This window comes from Pseudomonas sp. CCOS 191, from assembly GCF_001007005.1.
GTDB lineage: Bacteria > Pseudomonadota > Gammaproteobacteria > Pseudomonadales > Pseudomonadaceae > Aquipseudomonas > Aquipseudomonas soli.
In genome coordinates this window covers 4,207,729-4,227,275 of the sequence record NZ_LN847264.1, presented here as the reverse complement: position 1 = coordinate 4,227,275, position 19,547 = coordinate 4,207,729, and the positions used below count along the sequence as shown (strand labels likewise).

At 63.8% G+C, this 19,547-nt stretch carries 15 protein-coding genes; 6 read left to right on the top strand and 9 right to left on the bottom strand.

All coding sequences use genetic code 11. The annotated features are described in order from the left end of the window. Positions 1-142: 142 nt before the first annotated feature. From CCOS191_RS18680 to puuE, 4 genes are all read right to left on the bottom strand, one after another. Positions 143-1,459, bottom strand: coding sequence for a urate hydroxylase PuuD (locus CCOS191_RS18680; protein WP_038705699.1), 1,317 nt, complete (start codon positions 1,457-1,459; stop codon positions 143-145). 55 nt (positions 1,460-1,514) lie between these two features. Beyond that, the gene (locus CCOS191_RS18675) at positions 1,515-2,018 is read right to left on the bottom strand and encodes an ureidoglycolate lyase (protein WP_046856488.1); all 504 of its coding nucleotides are present in this window, start codon (positions 2,016-2,018) and stop codon (positions 1,515-1,517) included. A 103-nt stretch (positions 2,019-2,121) separates the two neighbouring features. Beyond that, complete coding sequence (gene uraD / locus CCOS191_RS18670; protein WP_046856487.1) at positions 2,122-2,637, bottom strand: 2-oxo-4-hydroxy-4-carboxy-5-ureidoimidazoline decarboxylase; 516 nt, start codon at positions 2,635-2,637, stop codon at positions 2,122-2,124. Further along, on the bottom strand, positions 2,637-3,563 hold the full coding sequence (gene puuE / locus CCOS191_RS18665) for an allantoinase PuuE (protein ID WP_046856486.1): 927 nt from the start codon (positions 3,561-3,563) through the stop codon (positions 2,637-2,639). The genes uraD and puuE overlap by 1 nt, the downstream gene beginning before the upstream one ends. A 366-nt stretch (positions 3,564-3,929) precedes the next feature. Here puuE and uraH point away from each other — a divergent pair, with 366 nt between their 5' ends. Beyond that, on the top strand, positions 3,930-4,283 hold the full coding sequence (gene uraH / locus CCOS191_RS18660) for a hydroxyisourate hydrolase (protein WP_028692847.1): 354 nt from the start codon (positions 3,930-3,932) through the stop codon (positions 4,281-4,283). Between the two features lie 181 nt (positions 4,284-4,464). Continuing rightward, positions 4,465-5,256, top strand: a complete 792-nt coding sequence (locus tag CCOS191_RS27565; protein ID WP_082120459.1) for an RHS repeat-associated core domain-containing protein — start codon at positions 4,465-4,467, stop codon at positions 5,254-5,256. Positions 5,257-5,358: 102 nt separating this feature from the next. On the opposite strand, the gene CCOS191_RS18655 is transcribed toward CCOS191_RS27565, so the two are convergent. After that, a complete protein-coding gene (locus tag CCOS191_RS18655; RefSeq protein WP_046856485.1) occupies positions 5,359-6,708 on the bottom strand; it encodes an NCS2 family permease in 1,350 nt (449 codons plus the stop codon). 355 nt (positions 6,709-7,063) lie between these two features. Here CCOS191_RS18655 and CCOS191_RS18650 point away from each other — a divergent pair, with 355 nt between their 5' ends. Further along, the gene (locus CCOS191_RS18650; RefSeq protein WP_038705701.1) at positions 7,064-7,819 is read left to right on the top strand and encodes a GntR family transcriptional regulator; all 756 of its coding nucleotides are present in this window, start codon (positions 7,064-7,066) and stop codon (positions 7,817-7,819) included. A 247-nt stretch (positions 7,820-8,066) separates the two neighbouring features. After that, on the top strand, positions 8,067-8,765 hold the full coding sequence (aqpZ, locus tag CCOS191_RS18645; protein ID WP_046856484.1) for an aquaporin Z: 699 nt from the start codon (positions 8,067-8,069) through the stop codon (positions 8,763-8,765). 139 nt (positions 8,766-8,904) lie between these two features. On the opposite strand, the gene guaD is transcribed toward aqpZ, so the two are convergent. The 4 genes from guaD to xdhA all read right to left on the bottom strand — a co-directional run bounded on the left by guaD (position 8,905) and on the right by xdhA (position 15,049). Next, positions 8,905-10,209 carry a guanine deaminase gene (gene guaD / locus CCOS191_RS18640; protein WP_046856483.1) on the bottom strand — a complete coding sequence of 435 codons (1,305 nt, stop codon included), beginning with the start codon at positions 10,207-10,209 and terminating at the stop codon, positions 8,905-8,907. 10 nt (positions 10,210-10,219) lie between these two features. Beyond that, entirely contained in the window at positions 10,220-11,065 is an 846-nt protein-coding gene (xdhC, locus tag CCOS191_RS18635; RefSeq protein WP_046856482.1) for a xanthine dehydrogenase accessory protein XdhC, read from the bottom strand. A 137-nt stretch (positions 11,066-11,202) separates the two neighbouring features. Continuing rightward, a complete protein-coding gene (gene xdhB / locus CCOS191_RS18630; protein ID WP_046856481.1) occupies positions 11,203-13,602 on the bottom strand; it encodes a xanthine dehydrogenase molybdopterin binding subunit in 2,400 nt (799 codons plus the stop codon). After that, complete coding sequence (xdhA, locus tag CCOS191_RS18625; RefSeq protein ID WP_023631391.1) at positions 13,595-15,049, bottom strand: xanthine dehydrogenase small subunit; 1,455 nt, start codon at positions 15,047-15,049, stop codon at positions 13,595-13,597. Before xdhA ends, xdhB begins: the two co-directional genes overlap by 8 nt. 272 nt (positions 15,050-15,321) lie before the next feature. Between xdhA and CCOS191_RS18620 the strand changes: the two genes are divergently transcribed. Both CCOS191_RS18620 and smc read left to right on the top strand, forming a co-directional pair. Next, complete coding sequence (locus CCOS191_RS18620) at positions 15,322-15,981, top strand: GntR family transcriptional regulator (protein WP_023631392.1); 660 nt, start codon at positions 15,322-15,324, stop codon at positions 15,979-15,981. 3 nt (positions 15,982-15,984) lie between these two features. After that, the gene (gene smc / locus CCOS191_RS18615) at positions 15,985-19,473 is read left to right on the top strand and encodes a chromosome segregation protein SMC (RefSeq protein ID WP_046856480.1); all 3,489 of its coding nucleotides are present in this window, start codon (positions 15,985-15,987) and stop codon (positions 19,471-19,473) included. Positions 19,474-19,547 lie beyond the last annotated feature (74 nt).

Genomic DNA, 19,547 nt, shown 5'->3' with positions numbered 1-19,547 from the left:
GGCAGGCTCCGGTAAAGGAGGCTGGGGTTCGCGCGTGAAGCCGAACGCTCGATGCTTGCTTGTTACGTAGAGCTTGGAAGCGAGGCCGGGAGTACCGGCCTCATCGCGGGGCAAGCCCGCTCCCACGCAGTCGTGGGGTGTCTCAGTTGACCTGCGCGCCTTTGGCGATCCAGTCGCCGACCAGCTTGCGTTCCTCGACGGTCATCTGGGTGATGTTGCCCAGCGGCATGATCTGGCTGGCGACGGCCTGCGCCTGAATGCGCGCGGCCTGGGCCTGGATCTGCTGCGGGGTGTCGAACATCACGCCGCCAGGTGCGGCGCTGAACAGCGGGCTGGTCGGCTTGGCCGAGTGGCACACGGTGCAGCGTTCCTGGATGACGGTGTGGATCTTGTCGAAGGTTTCACCGCCAGCCTGGGCTGTGGCCTGGGCCGGAGCCTCGGCGGGTGCCGCAGGTTTGGCGGCTTCCTCGGCGCGCAGTTCGGCGGCGGTCTTGCCGCCTACGGCAGTGGCCGGCAGCGGTTGGTACTCGACCTTGGCGGCGGCCTGCTCAGGTGCGCTCGGCAGTGGTTTCGGGCCGGTCACGTAGGCCAGGCAGATCATCGCCAGGGCGCCGACAGGCAGGGTCCAGGCGTACTTGTTGCTGTCGTGGCGGGTGTTGAAGTAGTGACGGATCAATACCGCGGCCACCGCGATCCCGGCCAGGATCAGCCAGTTGTACTGGCTGCCGTAGGTGCTCGGGAAGTGGTTGCTGATCATGATGAACAGCACCGGCAGGGTGAAGTAGTTGTTGTGGCGCGAGCGCAGCAGGCCCTTGGCCGGCAGGACCGGGTCGGGGGTCTGGTTGTTCTCGATGGCCGCCACCAGCTGGCGCTGCGCCGGCATGATGATGCGGAACACGTTACCGACCATGATGGTGCCGATGATCGCGCCGGTGTGCAGGTACGCGCCACGGCCGCTGAACACCAGGCTGAAGCCCCAGCAGGCGGCGATGATCAGCACGAACAGCACGGCACCGAGCAGCGCCGGCTTCTTGCCCAGGGGCGAGTCGCAGAGGAAGTCGTAGATGAACCAGCCGGCGATCAGCGAGCCGATACCGATGGCCACGCCTTCGGCACCGCTGAGGGTGCTGCCGGGTGCCAGCAGGTACAGGGTCGGGTTCCAGTAGAACACCACGCACAGCAGGGCGATCCCGGACATCCAGGTGAAGTAGGCTTCCCATTTGAACCAGTGCAGGTTCTCGGGCATCTTCGGCGGGGCCAGCTTGTATTTTTCCAGGTGGTAGATGCCACCACCGTGGATGGCCCAGAGGTCACCCGACAACCCATCGCGCGGGTTGCTTCGGTTCAGGTGGTTCTCCAGCCAGACGAAGTAGAACGATGCACCGATCCAGGCGACACCGGTGATCATGTGAACCCAGCGAATGCTCAGGTTCAGCCATTCGTGAAGGTGTGCTTCCACAGTATGTACCTCTCGCCGGTCACGGTTCAGGCGGACCTGGGTGACCGACCTTTTCTTATTGGTGGGGATTGAGGATCAACATCTGTTCCTCGGGGAAGTAATGCTCATCGCAGTTGTTGCCGGAACCACTGCGATCAACCACCAGGAAGTCATCCCGCTTTTCGATCGTCAGCACCGGGTGGTGCCAGACGCCGCGATGGTAATTGATGCCCTGCCTGCCATTACTGCGGAAGGCGCGGACCAAGCCTGATACAGGTGCATCGCCAACTGGCGCGACCACGATCAGAAAGGGGTTGCCGAGCAGCGGGATGAAAGCCTGGCTGCCCAGCGGATGGCGTTCCAGCATGCGCACGGTCAGCGGCATCTCCAGCGCGTCGGCGCGGAAGATGCTGATGATCGCCTTGTCTTCGGGCTCGGCGGTCTCGACCGTGGCGAGCTTGTGGAAGCGCATGGTCGAGCCGTTGTTGATCATGAAGTGGTCGCTGCCGTCGGTTTCGATCACGTCACCGAAGGGGGCGAAGGCTTCTTTGGTCAGGGGCTCGATCATCAGGGTGCGCATGCGGTTATCTCTTCTATTCGTTGTTCTGGATTTTGGTGGCCTGGCGGGCCGGGGCCCTGGGTGCGGACGCGTCACGCACTCGGGCCAGGGCGCTGCCAGTGCCTTACAGCTGCAGCAGGCGGAACAGGGCGATCAGGTTGATCTGCGCCAGGGCTTCCTTGAACTCGGCATCCGTGTCGTTGTGGATGCGTTTTTCGAAGGCGGCGAGGATCTGGTGGCGGTTGCTGCCCTTGACCGCCATGATGAACGGGAACTGGAACTTGGCCTTGTAGGCGTCGTTCAGCTCGGTGAAGCGGGCGAACTCTTCGGCGGTGCACTGGTGGATGCCGGCGCCGGCCTGCTCGTTGGTGCTCGATTCGGTCAGCTCGCCCTGGATGGCGGCCTTGCCGGCCAGGTCCGGGTGAGCGTTGATCAGTGCCAGCTGCTCAGCATGGCTGGCGCTGAGCAGGATGTCGCTCATGCGTTGATGCAGCGCCTCGATCTCGTCCAGCTCGGCCAGTTGCCCCAGGTCGTAGGCTTTCTCGGCGACCCACGGCGAGTGCTCGTAGATGTCGGCGAAGGCCGCGACGAAGGCGGCGCGGTCCAGGGTGGAGGGCTTGAGGGTCTTGAAGGCAGTCATCAGGCGTTCTCTTTCTTGTACGGGTGGGTGGCGTGCCAGTGGCGGGCGATGTCCACGCGACGGGCGAACCAGACCTGCTCGTGGCTCTTGGCGTAGTCGACGAAGCGCTTGAGCGCGGCCAGGCGCGCCGGGCGGCCGACCAGGCGGCAGTGCAGGCCGATGGAGAGCATCTTCGGTGCCTCGGCGCCTTCCTCGTAGAGCACGTCGAAGGCGTCCTTCAGGTACTGGAAGAACTGCTCGCCGCAGTTGAAACCCTGCACCTGGGTGAAGCGCATGTCGTTGGTGTCGAGGGTGTAGGGGATCACCAGGTGCGGCTTGCCGGTCGGGTTGTTCGGTTCCCAGTAGGGCAGGTCGTCGTCGTAGGTGTCGCTGTCGTAGAGGAAGCCGCCTTCTTCCATCACCAGGCGCCGGGTGTTCGGGCCGGTGCGGCCGGTGTACCAGCCTTGCGGGCGTTCGCCGGTAAGCTCGGTGAGGATGCGGATGGCTTCGAGCATGTGCTCGCGCTCTTGCGCTTCATCCATGTACTGGTAGTCGATCCAGCGGTAGCCGTGGCTGCAGATCTCGTGGCCGGCCTCGACCATGGCGCGGATCACGTCGGGGTGGCGCTGGGCGGCCATGGCCACGGCGAAGATGGTCAGCGGCACGCCGCTGTCCTTGAACAGCTTGAGCAGGCGCCATACGCCGGCGCGGCTGCCATATTCGTAGAGCGATTCCATGCTCATGTTGCGCGCGCCTTGCAGCGGCTGGGCGGCGACCATTTCGGAGAGGAACGCTTCGGACTCTTTGTCGCCATGCAGGATGTTGCGCTCGCCACCTTCTTCGTAGTTGAGCACGAAGGACAGTGCAATGCGGGCATTCCCCGGCCATTGCGGGTGAGGTGGGTTGTTGCCGTAACCGATCAGGTCGCGAGGGTAGTCAGCGCTCACTGCAGTCTTCCTTCTTGTACGTATGTGCGGGTGGTGGGCGGGCCGCGTCGGGATGTCGCACCACCGGATGGGCTGATTGTATACAACTTCTTAAATACTTTGTAAGCCTGTTTTTCCGCATTTCTTCCCATTTGTCGCCTGAGAATGGCTTGCAAGAAACCTGCCTGATTGGTCAGCTAATGCCGTGAGGGTCGGCATCGGGCGTGTCTTTGCGACTGATGGAGTGTTCGCGGGGTGTTGACCGAGGATGCAGAAAAAATTGTGTACAATCTATCGCTAAACTGTCTTAATGGCTGCATTCCCGCACGGTGCCAGCCTGTTGCCGTGTATTTTTTGCCCACGTAGATGACAAGAGGCGACAAGCAAATGGGACGTTTGACCACACACGTACTGGACGCCGCGCATGGCTGCCCGGGCAGCTCGATCAAGGTCGAGCTGTACCGCGTCGAAGGCCAGCAGCTGGAACTGGTGAACACCGCCCTGACCAACAGCGATGGCCGCGTCGATGCGCCGCTGCTGCAGGGCGACGATTACCGCACCGGCGTCTATCAATTGCAGTTCAGCGCGGGTGACTACTACCGCGCCAAGGGTGTGAAGCTGCCGGACACCGCGTTCCTCGACGTGGTCGTGCTGCGCTTCGGCATCGACGAGCAGCAGGAGCACTATCACGTGCCGCTGCTGATCTCGCCGTACAGCTATTCGACCTATCGTGGAAGCTAGTTGGTCGCTAGAAGAATCTTCGTAGGTCCTTGGCCCGCTCTCACACTGGCGGGCTTTTTTTCGTCTGCTGTTTATATACTCTCAGGTGGAATCAACTGTCTGACTGACATTTTTGTCAGTAGTCACTCAGAGAGTCGTGCTGCATGATCAAGTTTCGTTTGGCACTTGAGGAGCCTGGCTGATGAGTGCAAGAAATGCATATTCGCCCTATGGTTACCGAGGCACCCAGCCGGCGTCCACTGGGGCATTAGGTTTCAATGGCCAGTTTTTTCATGCTGAATTGGAATGCTATGCGCTCGGAAACGGGCATCGAATTTACAGCCCTAGGCTGATGCGTTTTGCCAGCCCAGACGCCCTGAGCCCTTTTCATAAGGGCGGCATCAATGCCTACGCTTACTGCCTGAATGATCCTGTTAATGCACGGGACCCTAGCGGAAAAGTGGTAGAATTTATGTATAAATTAGCCCGCCCTACAATGAGGTGGGTAGCCAATGCCTATCAATCACCTGCTGCTCCATTAAAATTGCTAAAGAATAATCAGTCCCACCTACTCGGGCCGGAAGTGATGTACGCGCAGGCAGAAATTAAAGCTGCCAGAGCTTCCTTACGCATTATGAATACCCCAAATAGCTTTGCGCAGCTCGATGAAAATCAAGTTCATAAGCTTGTCGTCACGAAAAATGACGAATTGGTTGCTCTCAGCGGCCAAACTAACGAGACTATTCCTAGTCACGCCGCCGCCGGTGAGCTATCAGGACATGGTTATGGCGTAAAAGGTAATGGCGAAGAACTGATGAGCGCTGGGGAGCTGACCATAAGCAAAGAAACTGATGGAACGCGTGTTTATACTTTGACTAACCAATCTGGTCACTTTCATCCTGACTTGGCGCGCCTGCACATCATGGCTGAGCGCGTGAGGAGAGTTGGGGTTTCAGTAAAACTCGCCCCAATAAATATTGATTTCGACATGTGAGCGGTAGCAGGGGCGCGTCGTTCTACGGACCCACGGAAGGATCAGTGTAAGGGTGGGAATCTGACAAGGGACGCCGAAGCGCCCCTTGTAGATACGAGGGGTTCAGAGGAACACAAACTTAGCGATAAAGATCGCGCACAGCACCCACAGGCTGGCCGAGATCTCCTTGAACTTGCCGGTACCCGCCTTGAGCGCCACGTAGCTGATGAAGCCAAGGGCGATGCCGTCCGCCACCGAGAAGGTCAGCGGCATCATGATCACGGTGACGATCGCCGGAATGCTGTCGGTGGCTTCGTCCCACTCGATATGCGCCATGCTGCCCATCATCAGCATCGCCACGTAGATCAGCGCGCCGGCGGTGGCATAGGCCGGAATCATCCCGGCCAGCGGGGCGAAGAACATCGCGGCGATGAACAGCACGCCAACCACCACGGCGGTCAGGCCGGTGCGTCCACCTGCCGCGACACCCGCGGCACTTTCCACGTAGCTGGTCACCGGCGGCACGCCGACCACCGCGCCGAACACGCTGGAGGTGCTGTCGGCCTTCAGCGCCCGCGACAGGTTCTCGATACGCCCGTCCGGTGCCACCAGGTTGGCCCGCTGGGCCACGCCCATCAGCGTGCCGGCGGTGTCGAACATGTGCACGAACAGGAACGCCAGCACCACGCTGATCATGCTGACGTTGAACACGCCGACCACGTCCATGGCCATCCAGGTCGGAGCCAGGCTCGGCGGCATCGACACCACCCCGCCGAACTTGACCAGGCCCAGGCCCCAGCCGGCCAGGGTGACGCCGATGATGCTGATGAGGATCGCGCCGAACACCCGCTTGTAGCTGAGGATGGCGATCAGCAGGAAGCACACGGCCGCCAGTAGCGGGCCGGGCTCATGCAGCGAGCCCAGCTTGACCAGGGTTGCCGGGCTGTCGACGATGATGCCGGCGGTTTTCAGGCCGATCAGCCCGAGGAACAGGCCGACGCCGGCCCCCATGGCATGGCGCAGGCTCAGCGGGATGCTGTTGAGCAGCCACTCACGCACGCGCGAAACGGTCAGGAACATGAACAGCACGCCCGAGACGAACACCGCCCCCAGCGCCGTTTCCCAGTTGTAGCCCATGGTGCCGACCACGGTGTAGGTGAAGAAGGCATTGAGCCCCATGCCCGGTGCCAGGCCGACCGGCCAGTTGGCGTACAGGCCCATCAGCAGGCAGCCGAGGGCGGCGGCGATGCAGGTGGCGACGAATGCCGCGCCGTGGTCGATACCGGCGTCGGCCATGATGTTGGGGTTGACGAAGATGATGTAGGCCATGGTGATGAAGGTGGTCACCCCGGCGATCAGCTCGGTGCGGACAGTGCTGCCATGCTGCTTGAGTTTGAAAATCCGCTCCAGCCAGCCCGTTTCGAGCGGTGGGGCGAGATCCAGCGTAGGTGCTTCGGATTTGCGGCTTTCCACAGCGAGTACTCCTCAAGTCTTTCTTGTTGTTCGAAGCCTGGTCCTGAGCCATGCACTGGGGGGCTTCGCGAGGGGGTGTGGCAGACGTCCGACCATTTTGTTGACTTTTGGGTCAGGAAGTTGCTCGCAGAATTATGCGTTTGTGTACAAAGAATGCAAATAATGTTTTATCTTTTGTGCTCACAAACTGCCGTACAACGGCTATAAGGGTAAAAGGCCACCTGCAGAAACGGGTCAGCCTGTGTACAATGGCGCCATACCTTGGCCCCTTTTCTTCTTCCAGGACTTGCCATCCCCCCGCTGACCGGTATTACAGTCACGGTCCGACTGGCAGATCCTTTGTGCTCGAGAGCCCATGAACGAACAGCTGCAACCTCTGAAAAAACCTGTGCGCACTGGCAAGGCCGGCCGCAGCGGTACCCAGGACGACATCGTCTATGCGCATATCTTCGAGGCGATCCTCGAGCAGCGTCTGGCACCGGGCACCAAGTTGAGCGAGGAAGCACTGGGCGAGATCTTCGGCGTCAGCCGCACCATCATCCGCCGCGCCCTGTCGCGCCTGGCCCATGAAAGCGTGGTGCTGTTGCGGCCCAACCGTGGTGCGGTGGTGGCCAGCCCCACGGTCGAGGAGGCGCGGCAGGTGTTCTTCTCGCGGCGCATGGTCGAGCGCGCGATCACCGAGCTGGCCGTGCAGCACGCCACCCTCGAACAGCTCAACGAACTGCGCCAGATGGTCCGCGAGGAGCGTGACAGCTTCTCCCGTGGTGACCGTGGCGCCGGTATCCGCCTGTCCGGCGAGTTCCACCTCAAGCTGGCCGAAGCCGCTGGCAATGCGCCACTGGTGAGCTTCCAGCGCAGCCTGGTGTCGCAGACTTCGCTGATCATCGCCCAGTACGAAAGCGGTAACCGCTCGCACTGCTCGTACGATGAGCACATGCAGCTGATCGATGCGATCGAGGCCCGTGATGCCGAGCAGGCGGTAAGCCTGATGATGCATCACATGGACCATATCGACAGCAAGCTCAACCTCGACGAGGAGAGCGCTTCGGACGACCTGCACGCGGTGTTCTCCCACCTGCTGAAAAAGCCCAAGGCTACCGCCAAGGGTTGATCGTTTGCCTGCATGAACCAGGGGCCGCTTTGCGGCCCATCGCCGGCAAGCCGGCTCCCACAGATAAAGCGCACGTCTTGAGAACTACGCGATCGAGGTGGGAGCCGGCTTGCCGGCGATGGGGCGCGAAGCGGCCCCTGGTCGTTTCTGGCTACTGGCCAAAGCTCTGCTAGATTTTCCTCAGCAAACCTTCATCAAGCAGTTGGGCTTGCGCAGTCGTTGCGTCCAATTACTTGAGGAATGGTCCATGAGTTCATCCCTGGGTGTGCGCATGGGTGCCGAGCTGGTCGGCACCTTCTGGTTGGTCCTGGGTGGTTGTGGCAGTGCGGTGCTGGCCGCCAGCTCGCCTGTCGGCATCGGTGTCCTGGGTGTCGCCTTCGCTTTCGGCCTTACCGTCCTGACCATGGCATTCGCCATCGGCCATATCTCCGGTTGCCACCTCAATCCCGCCGTGTCGTTCGGGCTGGTGGTGGGGGGACGATTCCCGGCAAAAGAGTTGCTGCCCTATGTGATTGCCCAGGTGGTCGGCGCGATCCTCGCCGCCGCGGTGATCTACTTCATCGCCACCGGCAAGGCCGGTTTCGAGGTGGGTAACGGCATGGCCTCGAATGGTTATGGCGAACACTCGCCCGGCGGCTACACCCTGGCCGCAGGTTTTGTCAGCGAAGTGGTGATGACCGCGATGTTCCTGATGATCATCATGGGCGCCACGGACGCCCGGGCACCGGCCGGGTTTGCGCCGATCGCCATTGGCCTGGCGCTGACCTTGATCCACCTGATCTCGATCCCGGTCACCAACACCTCGGTGAACCCGGCGCGCAGCACCGGGCCTGCGCTGTTCGTCGGTGGCTGGGCCTTGCAGCAACTTTGGCTGTTCTGGCTGGCACCGCTGATCGGCGCGGCGATCGGCGGTGCGCTGTATAGAGGCCTGGCCAAGCAACCTTAGGCTCTGTATGAAAAGCCTTGATACTCGGTGATGCTGCGTTGAAAACAGCCTCGGAATGCTCATTTACAACCCGTAAACTCCGCTTCCTCGGCTGTTTTCGCCTTGCCTGACCTTCGTCTCAAGACTTTTCAAACAAACCCTAGCGCTGGTGCACGCAACGCCCGGCGGCGTAGGTCTCGCGCACGGTGCGGTCGTCGCCCAGGGTGGTGAGCACGAACAAGGTCTCCTCGATGCTCCTGGACTGCTGCAGGCGGTAGTCCAGCAGCGGGGTGGCCTTGTAGTCGAGCACCACGAAGTCGGCATCATTGCCCGGGCGCAGGCTGCCGATGCGGTCGTCCAGGCGCAGGGCGCGGGCACCGCCGAGGGTGGCCAGGTACAGCGACTTGTACGGGTGCAGGCGCGCGCCTTGCAGCTGCATCACCTTGTACGCCTCGTTCAGGGTGTTGAGCAGCGAGAAGCTGGTGCCGGCGCCGACATCGGTGCCCAGGCCGACATTGACCTTGAAGCGCTCGGCTTGGGGCAGGTTGAACAGGCCGCTGCCGAGGAACAGGTTGGAGGTCGGGCAGAAGGCGATGGCCGAACCGGTTTCGGCCAGGCGCTGGCACTCGTCGTCGCACAGGTGCACGCCGTGGGCGAATACCGAGCGCTCGCCGAGCAGCTCGAAGTGGTCATAGACGTCCAGGTAGCCTTTCTGCTCGGGGAACAGCTCCTTGACCCAATCGATTTCCTTGAGGTTCTCCGACAGGTGGGTGTGCATGTACACGCCCGGGTGCTCCTTGAGCAACTGACCGGCCACGCTCAACTGTTCCGGCGTGCTGGTCGGCGCGAAGCGCGGGGTCACCGCGTAGTGCAGGCGCCCCTTGCCGTGCCAGCGCTCGATCAGCATCTTGCTGTCGCGATAGCTGGACTCGGCGGTGTCGGTGAGGTAGTCGGGGGCGTTGCGGTCCATCATCACCTTGCCGGCGATCATGCGCAGGTCCAGGCGCTCGGCCTCCTCGAACAGGGCGTTGACCGACTCGGGGTGCACGCTGCCGAACACCAGCGCGGTGGTGGTGCCGTTGCGCAGCAGTTCGGCGAGGAAGATCTTCGCCACCTGGTCGGCATGGGCCTTGTCGGCGAACTGCTTCTCGCAGGGGAAGGTGTAGGTGTTCAGCCAGTCCAGCAGCTGCTCGCCGTAGGAGCCGATCATGCCGGTCTGCGGGAAGTGGATATGGGTGTCGATGAAGCCCGGGGTGATCAGGGCGTCCTGGTAGTGTTGCACCGGGATGGCGGCATCGAGGGTCGGCAGCAGCTCGCTGGCATGGCCCAGGGCGCTGATGCGGCCGTCGTCGACCACCAGCAGGCCGTCTTCATAGTATTCGCAGGACGCCTCCAGGCCGACCTCGGCGGGGTCGGCGATGCTGTGCAGGATGGCGGCTCGGTAGGCTTTGCGGGTTGCGCTCATGGGGCTCTCGTCAAAGGGTCTGGCTGCGTCGCGAGGACGGCAGCAACTGGGCGATGGGGCCTGAATTGGCGGCAGCGTCGTGCTGGCCGAAGCAGGCGTTGTAGGTGGCAATGATTTCGGCGGCGATGGACACGGCGATCTCGATCGGCAGCTTGCCCTTGACCTCGGCCAGGCCCATCGGGCAGCGCATGCGCGCCATCAGCGCGTCTTCGAAGCCGCGCTCGCGCAGGCGGTGCTCGAACTTGACACGCTTGGTCTTCGAACCGATCAGGCCGAACCAGGTGAAGTCGTTGCGCTTGAGGATCGCGGCGGTCAGCTCCAGGTCCAGCTGGTGGTTATGGGTCATGACGATGCAGTAGCTGCCGGCGGGCAGGTCGGCGACTTCGTCGACCGGCTCTTCGCTGACGATCTTGCTCACCCCGTCGGGGATGAGCGCGGGAAACTCCTGCTCGCGCGAATCGATCCAGCGCACCCGGCAGGGCAGCGCGGCGAGCAAGGGTACCAGAGCGCGGCCGACATGGCCCGCGCCGAACACGGCGATCTCGGCCTGCACGCCACTCATCGGCTCGAACAGCAGCACGGTGGCGCCGCCGCAGCACTGGCCGAGGCTGGCGCCGAGGCTGAAGCGCTCCAGGTGCGGGGTGCTGCGGTGTTCCGCGAGCATCTGCCGGGCGATGTGCAGGGCCTTGAACTCCAGGTGGCCGCCGCCTATGGTGTCGTACAGCGCGTTGACGCTGACCACCATTTTCGAGCCGGCGTTGCGCGGAGTGGAGCCGCGCTCCTCGATGATGGTCACCAGCACGCAGGGTTCGCCACGGGCTTGGTGGTCGGCGAGGGCGTTGATCCATTGGTGCATAGACAGATCCTCATTTCTGGTGGTCTGTACGGGCCTCATCGCCGGCAAGCCGGCTCCCACAGATGCTGCGCTGTACTGCAGGCCTTTGTGGGAGCCGGCTTGCCGGCGATGAGGCCCGTACAGGCGCCCACCCAACCTCAGTGATTCACGGTTTCCAGTTCTTGCTCGGCTGGATGCTGCACGGCCACCGCCTTGCGCATCTGCTCGCAACCCCACAACACCCGCTCCGGCGTCGATGGCGCATCGATGTTCGGTTGTACGCGGTAGTCGGCGATGCTCGCCACCGCGTCCTTGATCGCGCACCAGGCGGCAATGCCGAGCATGAACGGCGGCTCGCCCACGGCCTTGGAATGGAACACGGTGTCCTCGGGGTTCTTGCGGTTCTCCACCAGCTTGACGCGCATGTCGATCGGCATGTCGGCCACTGCCGGGATCTTGTAGCTGGCCGGGCCGTTGGTCATCAGCTTGCCCTTGGCGTTCCACACCAGCTCCTCGGTGGTCAGCCAGCCCATGCCCTGGACGAAGCCACCCTCCACCTGGCCGATGTCGATGGCCGGGTTCAGTGAGTCGCCCACGTCGTGCAGGATGTCGGCGCGCAGCATCTTGTATTCACCGGTGAGGGTATCGACGATCACCTCCACGCAGGCGGCGCCGAAGGCGAAGTAGTAGAACGGGCGGCCACGGGCCTGGTTGCGGTCGTAGAAAATCTTCGGCGTACGGTAGAAACCGGTGGTCGACAGCGATACCTGGGCGAAGTAAGCCTGCTGCACCAACTGCTCGAAGCTGACGATCTGCTCGCGCACGCGCACATGGCCGTTGCGGAACTCGACGTCTTCCTCGGTGACGTTGTAGTGCCGGGCGGCGAACTCGGTCAGGCGCTTCTTGAGGATCTCGGCGGCGTTCTGCGCGGCCTTGCCGTTCAGGTCGGCACCGCTGGAGGCGGCGGTGGGCGAGGTGTTGGGCACCTTGTCGGTATTGGTGGCGGTGATCTGGATGCGGTTGAAATCCACCTGGAACACTTGCGCCACCACCTGGGCGACCTTGGTGTTCAGGCCCTGGCCCATCTCGGTGCCACCGTGGTTGAGGTGGATGCTGCCGTCGGTGTAGATGTGAATCAAGGCACCTGCCTGGTTGAGGAAGGTGGCGGTGAACGAGATGCCGAACTTCACCGGGGTCAGCGCCAGGCCCTTCTTCAGCACCGGGCTGTTGGCGTTGAAGCGGCGGATCGACTCGCGGCGCTCATGGTAGTCGCTGCTGGCCTCGAGCTCGGCGGTCATCTCCTCGAGCATGTTGTGCTCGACGGTCTGGTAGTAGTGGGTGACGTTGCGTTCGGTCTTGCCGTAGTAGTTGGCCTTGCGCACCGCCAGCGGGTCGAGGGCCAGGTGACGGGCGATATGGTCCATCACCTGCTCGATGGCGACCATCCCCTGCGGGCCACCGAAGCCGCGGTAGGCGGTGTTGGAGGCGGTGTTGGTCTTGCAGCGGTGGCCGTGCACCGTGGCATCGCCCAGATAGTAGGCGTTGTCGGAGTGGAACATGGCGCGGTCGACGATCGAGCCGGACAGGTCCGGCGAGTAGCCGCAGTTGCCGGCCAGGTCGAAGTTGATCCCGTGCAGGCGGCCGTTGTCGTCGAAGCCGACGTCGTATTCGACGTAGAACGGGTGGCGCTTGCCGGTCATGGTCATGTCTTCGACCCGCGGCAGGCGCATCTTGGTCGGCTGGCCGGTCAGGCGCGCGATCACCGCGCACAGGCACGCGGGGCTGGCGGCCTGGGTTTCCTTGCCGCCGAAACCGCCACCCATGCGGCGCATGTCGACGACGATCTTGTGCATCGGCACGTCGAGCACCTCGGCCACCAGCTTCTGCACCTCGGTGGGGTTCTGCGTCGAGCAGTAGACGATCATGCCGCCATCTTCGCCGGGCATCACCGAGCTGATCTGGGTCTCCAGGTAGAAGTGTTCCTGGCCGCCGATGTGCAGGGTGCCCTGGATACGGTGCGGGGCACTGGCCAATGCAGCGGCCGAGTCGCCGCGCTGGTGGGTGTGGCTGTCGAGCACGAAGTGCTTCTTGCGCAGGGCCTCGACCACGTCGAGCACCGGTTCCAGGTCTTCGTACTCGACGATTGCCGCCATGGCGGCGCGTCTTGCAGTCTCGAGATCGCAGGCGGCCACGGCGAGCACCGGCTGGCCGAAGAACTCGACCTTGTCGATGGCCAGCAACGGGTCGCCAGCCACCACTGGGCCGATATCCTTGAGCCCCGGGATGTCCTCATGGGTGATGGCGATGCGCACCCCTTCGAACTGGTAGCAGGGCGTGGTGTCGATGCGCAGGATGCGCGCATGGGCGCGGTCGGCGGTGCGTGCATAGACGTGCAGCTGGTTGGGGAATTCCAGGCGGTCGTCGATGTACACCGCCTCGCCGGCCACGTGCTTGTCGGCGCTGTCGTGCTTTAGGCTGCGGCCGACCCCGGTGGTCAGGTCCTGGCTGAACAGTGCGGCCATCTCGGCCTGGCTCTTGACGGCGTGATGGTTAGACATAAGCGGTCACCCGGGTTTCGATATGCGGCGTTTGCAGTTCGATGAAGTACTTGCGCAGCAGGTTCTGCGCGGTCAGCAGGCGGTACTCGCGGCTGGCGCGGAAGTCGCTGAGCGGGGTGAAGTCCTCGGCCAGGGCCTGGCAGGCGCGTTCGACGCTGGCCTGGTTCCAGGGCTTGCCGCGCAGCGCGGCTTCGCAGGCGCGGGCGCGTTTCGGGATTGCCGCCATGCCGCCAAAGGCGATGCGCACGCCGCTGACCACACCGTTCTCGATGCTCAGGTTGAATGCCGCGCACACCGCGGAAATATCGTCGTCCAGGCGCTTGGACACCTTGTAGGCGCGGAAGGCCCAGTCGTTGCTGGCGCGCGGCACGATGATCTTCTCGATGAACTCGCTGTCCTGGCGCGCAGTGATGCGGTAGTCGATGAAGTAGTCTTCCAGCGCCAGGGTGCGCTGGCGCTCGCCCTGGCGCAGGACGATCTGCGCGTCGAGGGCGATCAACAGAGGTGGCGAGTCACCGATCGGCGAGGCGTTGCCGATATTGCCGCCCAAGGTGCCCTGGTTGCGGATCTGCAGCGAGGCGAAGCGGTGCAGCAGGTCGCCGAAGTCGGGGTATTCCTCGTTGAGCGCGGTATAGCAGTCAGTCAGCGGGGTCGCGGCGCCGATCTCCAGGTGGCTGGCGGTCTTGTCGATGCGCTTGAGCTCGGCGACGTGGCCGACATAGATCATCACCGGCAGGGTGCGGTGGAACTGGGTGACTTCCAGTGCCAGGTCGGTACCGCCGGCCAGCAGCCGCGCCTCGGGGTGCGAGCTGTACAGGTCGGCCAGATCGGCCACGGTCAGCGGCACCAGGCAGCGCTTGTCGCCGCTGTTGAGCTCGCCGGTTTGTTGTGGGGCGATGGCCTTGAGGCGGGCGATGGTCTGCGCCTGCTGGGCGTCGAACTGGTCGCGGCAGGGGCGTGCGCAGCTCTGCTCGGCGGCCTCGAGGATCGGCCGGTAGCCGGTGCAGCGGCACAGGTTGCCGGCCAGGGCCTCCTGGGCCTGGTGCAGGTCGTGGCCTTGGCTGTTCTTCTGCAGGGCGAACAGCGACATGACGAAACCGGGCGTGCAGAAACCGCACTGCGAGCCATGGCAGTCGGCCATGGCCTTTTGCACGCTGTGCAGTTCGCCCTGGTGCTTGAGACCCTCGACGCTGATCAGTTGCTTGCCATGCAGGGAAGAGACAAACGTCAGGCACGAGTTGAGGCTGCGGTAGCGGATGCTGTCGCCGCCCTTGTCGTCCTGCACAAGTTCGCCGACAGCCACGGTGCAGGCACCGCAGTCGCCACTGGCGCAGCCTTCCTTGGTGCCGGGTTTGCCCAGGTGCTCGCGCAGGTATTGCAGCACCGTCATGTTCGGGTCCAGGGCGTGCTCGCTGCGCAGCTCCTGGTTGACGAGAAACTGGATCACGGGGGAGGGCCTCGCAATGGTTTTATTGTTGTTCCGGCGGACTCTAAGCAAGGGCTGACCTCTGGGTCAATAATTTTCTGACTCAAAGGTCAAGAATTTGCACGAAGGCCTTCCGGACCGCCTCATCGAGCCTTTTCCAAAGCATAGTTCGCGCCGTGCAGGAAAGTTGACCCGCCAGTCGCACAAAGCACGCAGTCCCGCTGCGCGAGCGCCTGGCAAGTGCGCTACAATCGCGCCCTTGTGCACAGCTACCCAGATTGCGAAGGAAAACCATGACGTTCAAGGCGCCGGACAGCCTCTCCGAGCAAATTGCCCACTACCTGGCCGAGCGGATCATCCGCGGCGAACTCGCACCCGGCGAGCGCATCCAGGAGCAGAAGGTCACCCAGGCCCTCAACGTCAGCCGCGGTTCGGTACGCGAGGCGCTGCTCATCCTCGAACGCCGGCACCTGGTGGCCATTCTGCCGCGCCGTGGCGCCCATGTGACCGAACTCGACGAGAACAGCGTACGCAGCCTGTGCGCCCTGATGGGCGAGTTCTACATCCTGCTGGGCAACGCCGTTGCCCAGCATTGGCGCACCGAGGGCGACCTGCGCCCGTTCCTGGACATCCAGCAGCGCCTCAAGCAGGCCCATGCCGGCAAGGACATCAAGGCCTTCGTCGGCGACAGCTTCGCGGTGATGCGCGCCGCCTATCCGTTCGCCAACAACCCGTACCTGCAGGAAACCGTCGAGAACCTGCAGCCGGCCATGAGCCGCGCCTACTACCTGGCCCTGGACCAGCGCCAGGCCAACATGGTCGATTACCTGGAGCTGTTCGCCCGCCTGCTCGAAGCCGTGGTCGCCCGCGACCTGCCGCGCATCCGCGAGGTGCTTACCGCCTATTGCCAGCGCAGTTGCGAACTGGTGCTGGCGGCGCTGGCGCGGGTCTGACCGGTGCGCCTGAAGTGCACCCGCCTGGCCGGGTTCAAGTCGTTCGTCGACCCGACCACGGTCAACTTCCCCAGCAACATGGCCGCCGTGGTCGGCCCCAACGGCTGCGGTAAATCCAACATCATCGACGCGGTGCGCTGGGTGATGGGCGAGAGTTCGGCGAAGAACCTGCGGGGCGAGTCGATGACCGATGTCATCTTCAACGGCTCCACCAGCCGTAAGCCGGTCAGTCAGGCCAGCATCGAGCTGGTGTTCGACAACAGCGACAACAGCCTGGTGGGCGAGTACGCCGCCTACGCCGAGATCTCGATCCGCCGCAAGGTCACCCGCGACGGGCAGAACACCTATTACCTGAACGGCACCAAGTGCCGGCGCCGCGATATCACCGATATCTTCCTCGGCACCGGTCTGGGGCCGCGCAGCTATTCGATCATCGAGCAGGGCATGATCAGCAAGCTGATCGAGGCCAAGCCCGAGGAGTTGCGCAACTTCATCGAGGAAGCGGCGGGCATCTCCAAGTACAAGGAGCGTCGCCGCGAGACCGAGAGCCGCATTCGCCGCACCCAGGAAAACCTCGCGCGCCTGACCGATCTGCGCGAAGAGCTGGAACGCCAGATCGAGCGCCTGCACCGCCAGGCCCAGGCTGCCGAGAAGTACCGCGAGTACAAGGCCGAGGAACGGCAGCTCAAGGCACGCCTGGCAGCCCTGCGCTGGCGCGACCTGGATGATCGGGTGCGCCAGCGCGAGACGGTGATCGGCGACCAGGAGGTCGCCTTCGAGGCGCTGGTGGCCGAACAGCGCAACGCCGACGCCAGCATCGAGCGACTGCGCGACGGTCACCATGAGTTGTCCGAACGCTTCAACCAGGTGCAGGGCCGCTTCTATTCGGTGGCCGGCGATATCGCTCGCGTCGAGCAGAGCATCCAGCATGGCCAGCAGCGCTTGCGCCAGTTGCAGGACGACCTCAAGGAAGCCGAACGCAGCCGCCTGGAAACCGAATCGCACCTGGGGCACGACCGCACCTTGCTGGCGACCCTCGGCGAAGAATTGGCGATGCTCGAACCGGAGCAGGAGCTGACCCTGGCCGCGGCCGAGGAAGCCGCCGCGACCCTTGAGGAAGCTGAGCTTGGCATGCACGGCTGGCAGGAGCAGTGGGACGGCTTCAACACCCGCTCCGCCGAGCCGCGCCGTCAGGCCGAGGTGCAGCAGGCGCGCCTGGCGCAGCTCGAATCCAGCCTGGAGCGCCTGGCCGAGCGCCAGCGCAAGCTGGGCGAGGAGGGCGAGCAGCTCGGTGGTGATACCCAGGACACCGAGACGTCCGATCTGGGCGAGCAAGTGGCCAGCAGCGAGTTGCTGCTCGAAGAGCTGCACCTGCAAGAGCAGCAGGTGGTCGAGCGCCTGGAAGGGTTGCGCGAACAATTGCAGCAGACCAGCCAGGCGCAACAGCAGCAGCAGGGTGATCTGCAGCGTCTGGGCGGGCGCCTGGCCTCGCTGGAGGCCTTGCAGCAGGCTGCGCTGGAGCCCGGTGTGGGGGCCGCCGACTGGCTGCGCGCCCAGGGCCTGGAGCAGCGCCCGCGCCTGGCCGAGGGGCTGCGGGTCGAGCCCGGCTGGGAGCTGGCGGTGGAAACCGTGCTTGGCGCCGACTTGCAGGCAGTGCTGCTGGACGACTTCGCCGGCCTCGACTTCGCCGCGCTGGAGCAGGGCGATCTGCGCCTGCTGCTGGCCGGGGGCGAGGGCTCGCGTGTTGCCGGCAGCCTGCTCGACAAGGTCGAGGGACGGGCCGATCTGTCGGCCTGGCTGGGGCAGGTCAGGCCGGTTGAAACGCTGGAGCAGGCGTTGGCGCAGCGAGCGTCGCTGGCTGCTGGGCAAAGCCTGGTCAGCCGCGACGGATACTGGGTCGGGCGGCATTTCCTGCGGATCAGCCGCGGTGGTGAAGCCCAGGGCGGCGTGCTGGCCAGGGGCCAGGAAATCGAACGCCTGGCCCAGGAGCAACTGGAGCAGGAGGCGTCGCTCGAACTGCTTGACGAGCAACTGCAGCGCCTGCGTGAACATCAGCTCGACCTGGAGGAGCAGCGCGAGCAGTTGCGCCGTCGCAGCCAGGACGAGAGCCGCCAGCACGGTGAGCTCAAGGCGCGCCTGTCCGCTGGCCGGGCCCGCGCCGAACAGCTCGAACTGCGCCGCCGACGCTTGCACGAAGAACTGGCCGAGCTCCAGGAACAGCGCGCCCTGGAGCATGAGCAGTTGGGCGAGGCACGCCTGCTGTTGCAGGAATCCCTCGACCTGATGGCCCAGGACACCGAGCAGCGCGAGCAACTGATGGCGCGCCGCGACACCCTGCGCGAAGGCCTCGACCGGGTCCGCCAGGAGGCCCGCCAGCACAAGGATCATGCCCATCAACTGGCCGTGCGCCTGGGCTCGTTGCGCGCCCAGCACGACTCGACCCGCCAGGCGCTCGAGCGCCTGGAGCAGCAGGCCGCGCGCCTGAACGAGCGTCAGGAGCAACTGAACCTGAATCTTGAGGAGGGCGAGGCGCCGCTCGAAGAGTTGCGCCTGAAGCTCGAAGAGCTGCTCGAGCGCCGCATGAGTGTCGACGAAGAAATGCGCCAGGCGCGGCTGCACATGGACGAGGCAGACCGCGAACTGCGCGATGCCGAGCGCCGCCGCACCCAGGCCGAGCAGCAGGCCCAGTTGCTGCGCGGCCAGCTGGAGCAGCAGCGCCTGGAGTCCCAGGGGCTGGACGTGCGGCGCAAGACCTTGCAGGAGCAGCTGCTCGCCGACGGCTACGATCTGCAGGGCGTGCTCGCCACGCTCGAGATCGAGGCCAGCGAGCAGGGGACCGAGCAGGCACTGGAGCAAGTCGAGGCGCGGATCCAGCGTCTGGGCGCGATCAACCTGGCGGCCATCGAAGAGTACGAGCAGCAGTCCGAGCGCAAGCGCTACCTGGATGCCCAGGACGCCGACCTGGTCGAGGCACTGGAGACCCTGGAAAACGTCATCCGCAAGATCGACAAGGAAACCCGCAACCGCTTCAAGGATACCTTTGATCAGATAAATGCCGGATTACAGGCACTTTTCCCAAAAGTTTTCGGTGGCGGCAGCGCTTATCTGGAACTGACGGGCGAAGATCTACTCGATACAGGGGTGACGATCATGGCGCGCCCGCCGGGCAAGAAGAACAGCACCATCCATCTGCTGTCCGGCGGCGAGAAGGCACTGACGGCCCTGGCCCTGGTGTTCGCCATCTTCAAGCTGAACCCGGCGCCGTTCTGCATGCTCGACGAGGTCGACGCGCCCTTGGACGATGCCAACGTCGGGCGCTATGCGCGCCTGGTCAAGGAAATGAGCGAAACCGTGCAGTTCATCTACATCACCCACAACAAGATCGCCATGGAAATGGCCGACCAGCTGATGGGGGTGACCATGCACGAGCCGGGTTGTTCACGTCTTGTAGCAGTTGATGTGGAAGAAGCGATGGCCATGGTTGACGCATAAGGGGTAAAGAAAGGGTGTGAACATGTAGGCAAAAGCCTCAGCAGACGCGACAGACGGTGTAAAGTTGCCTTTGG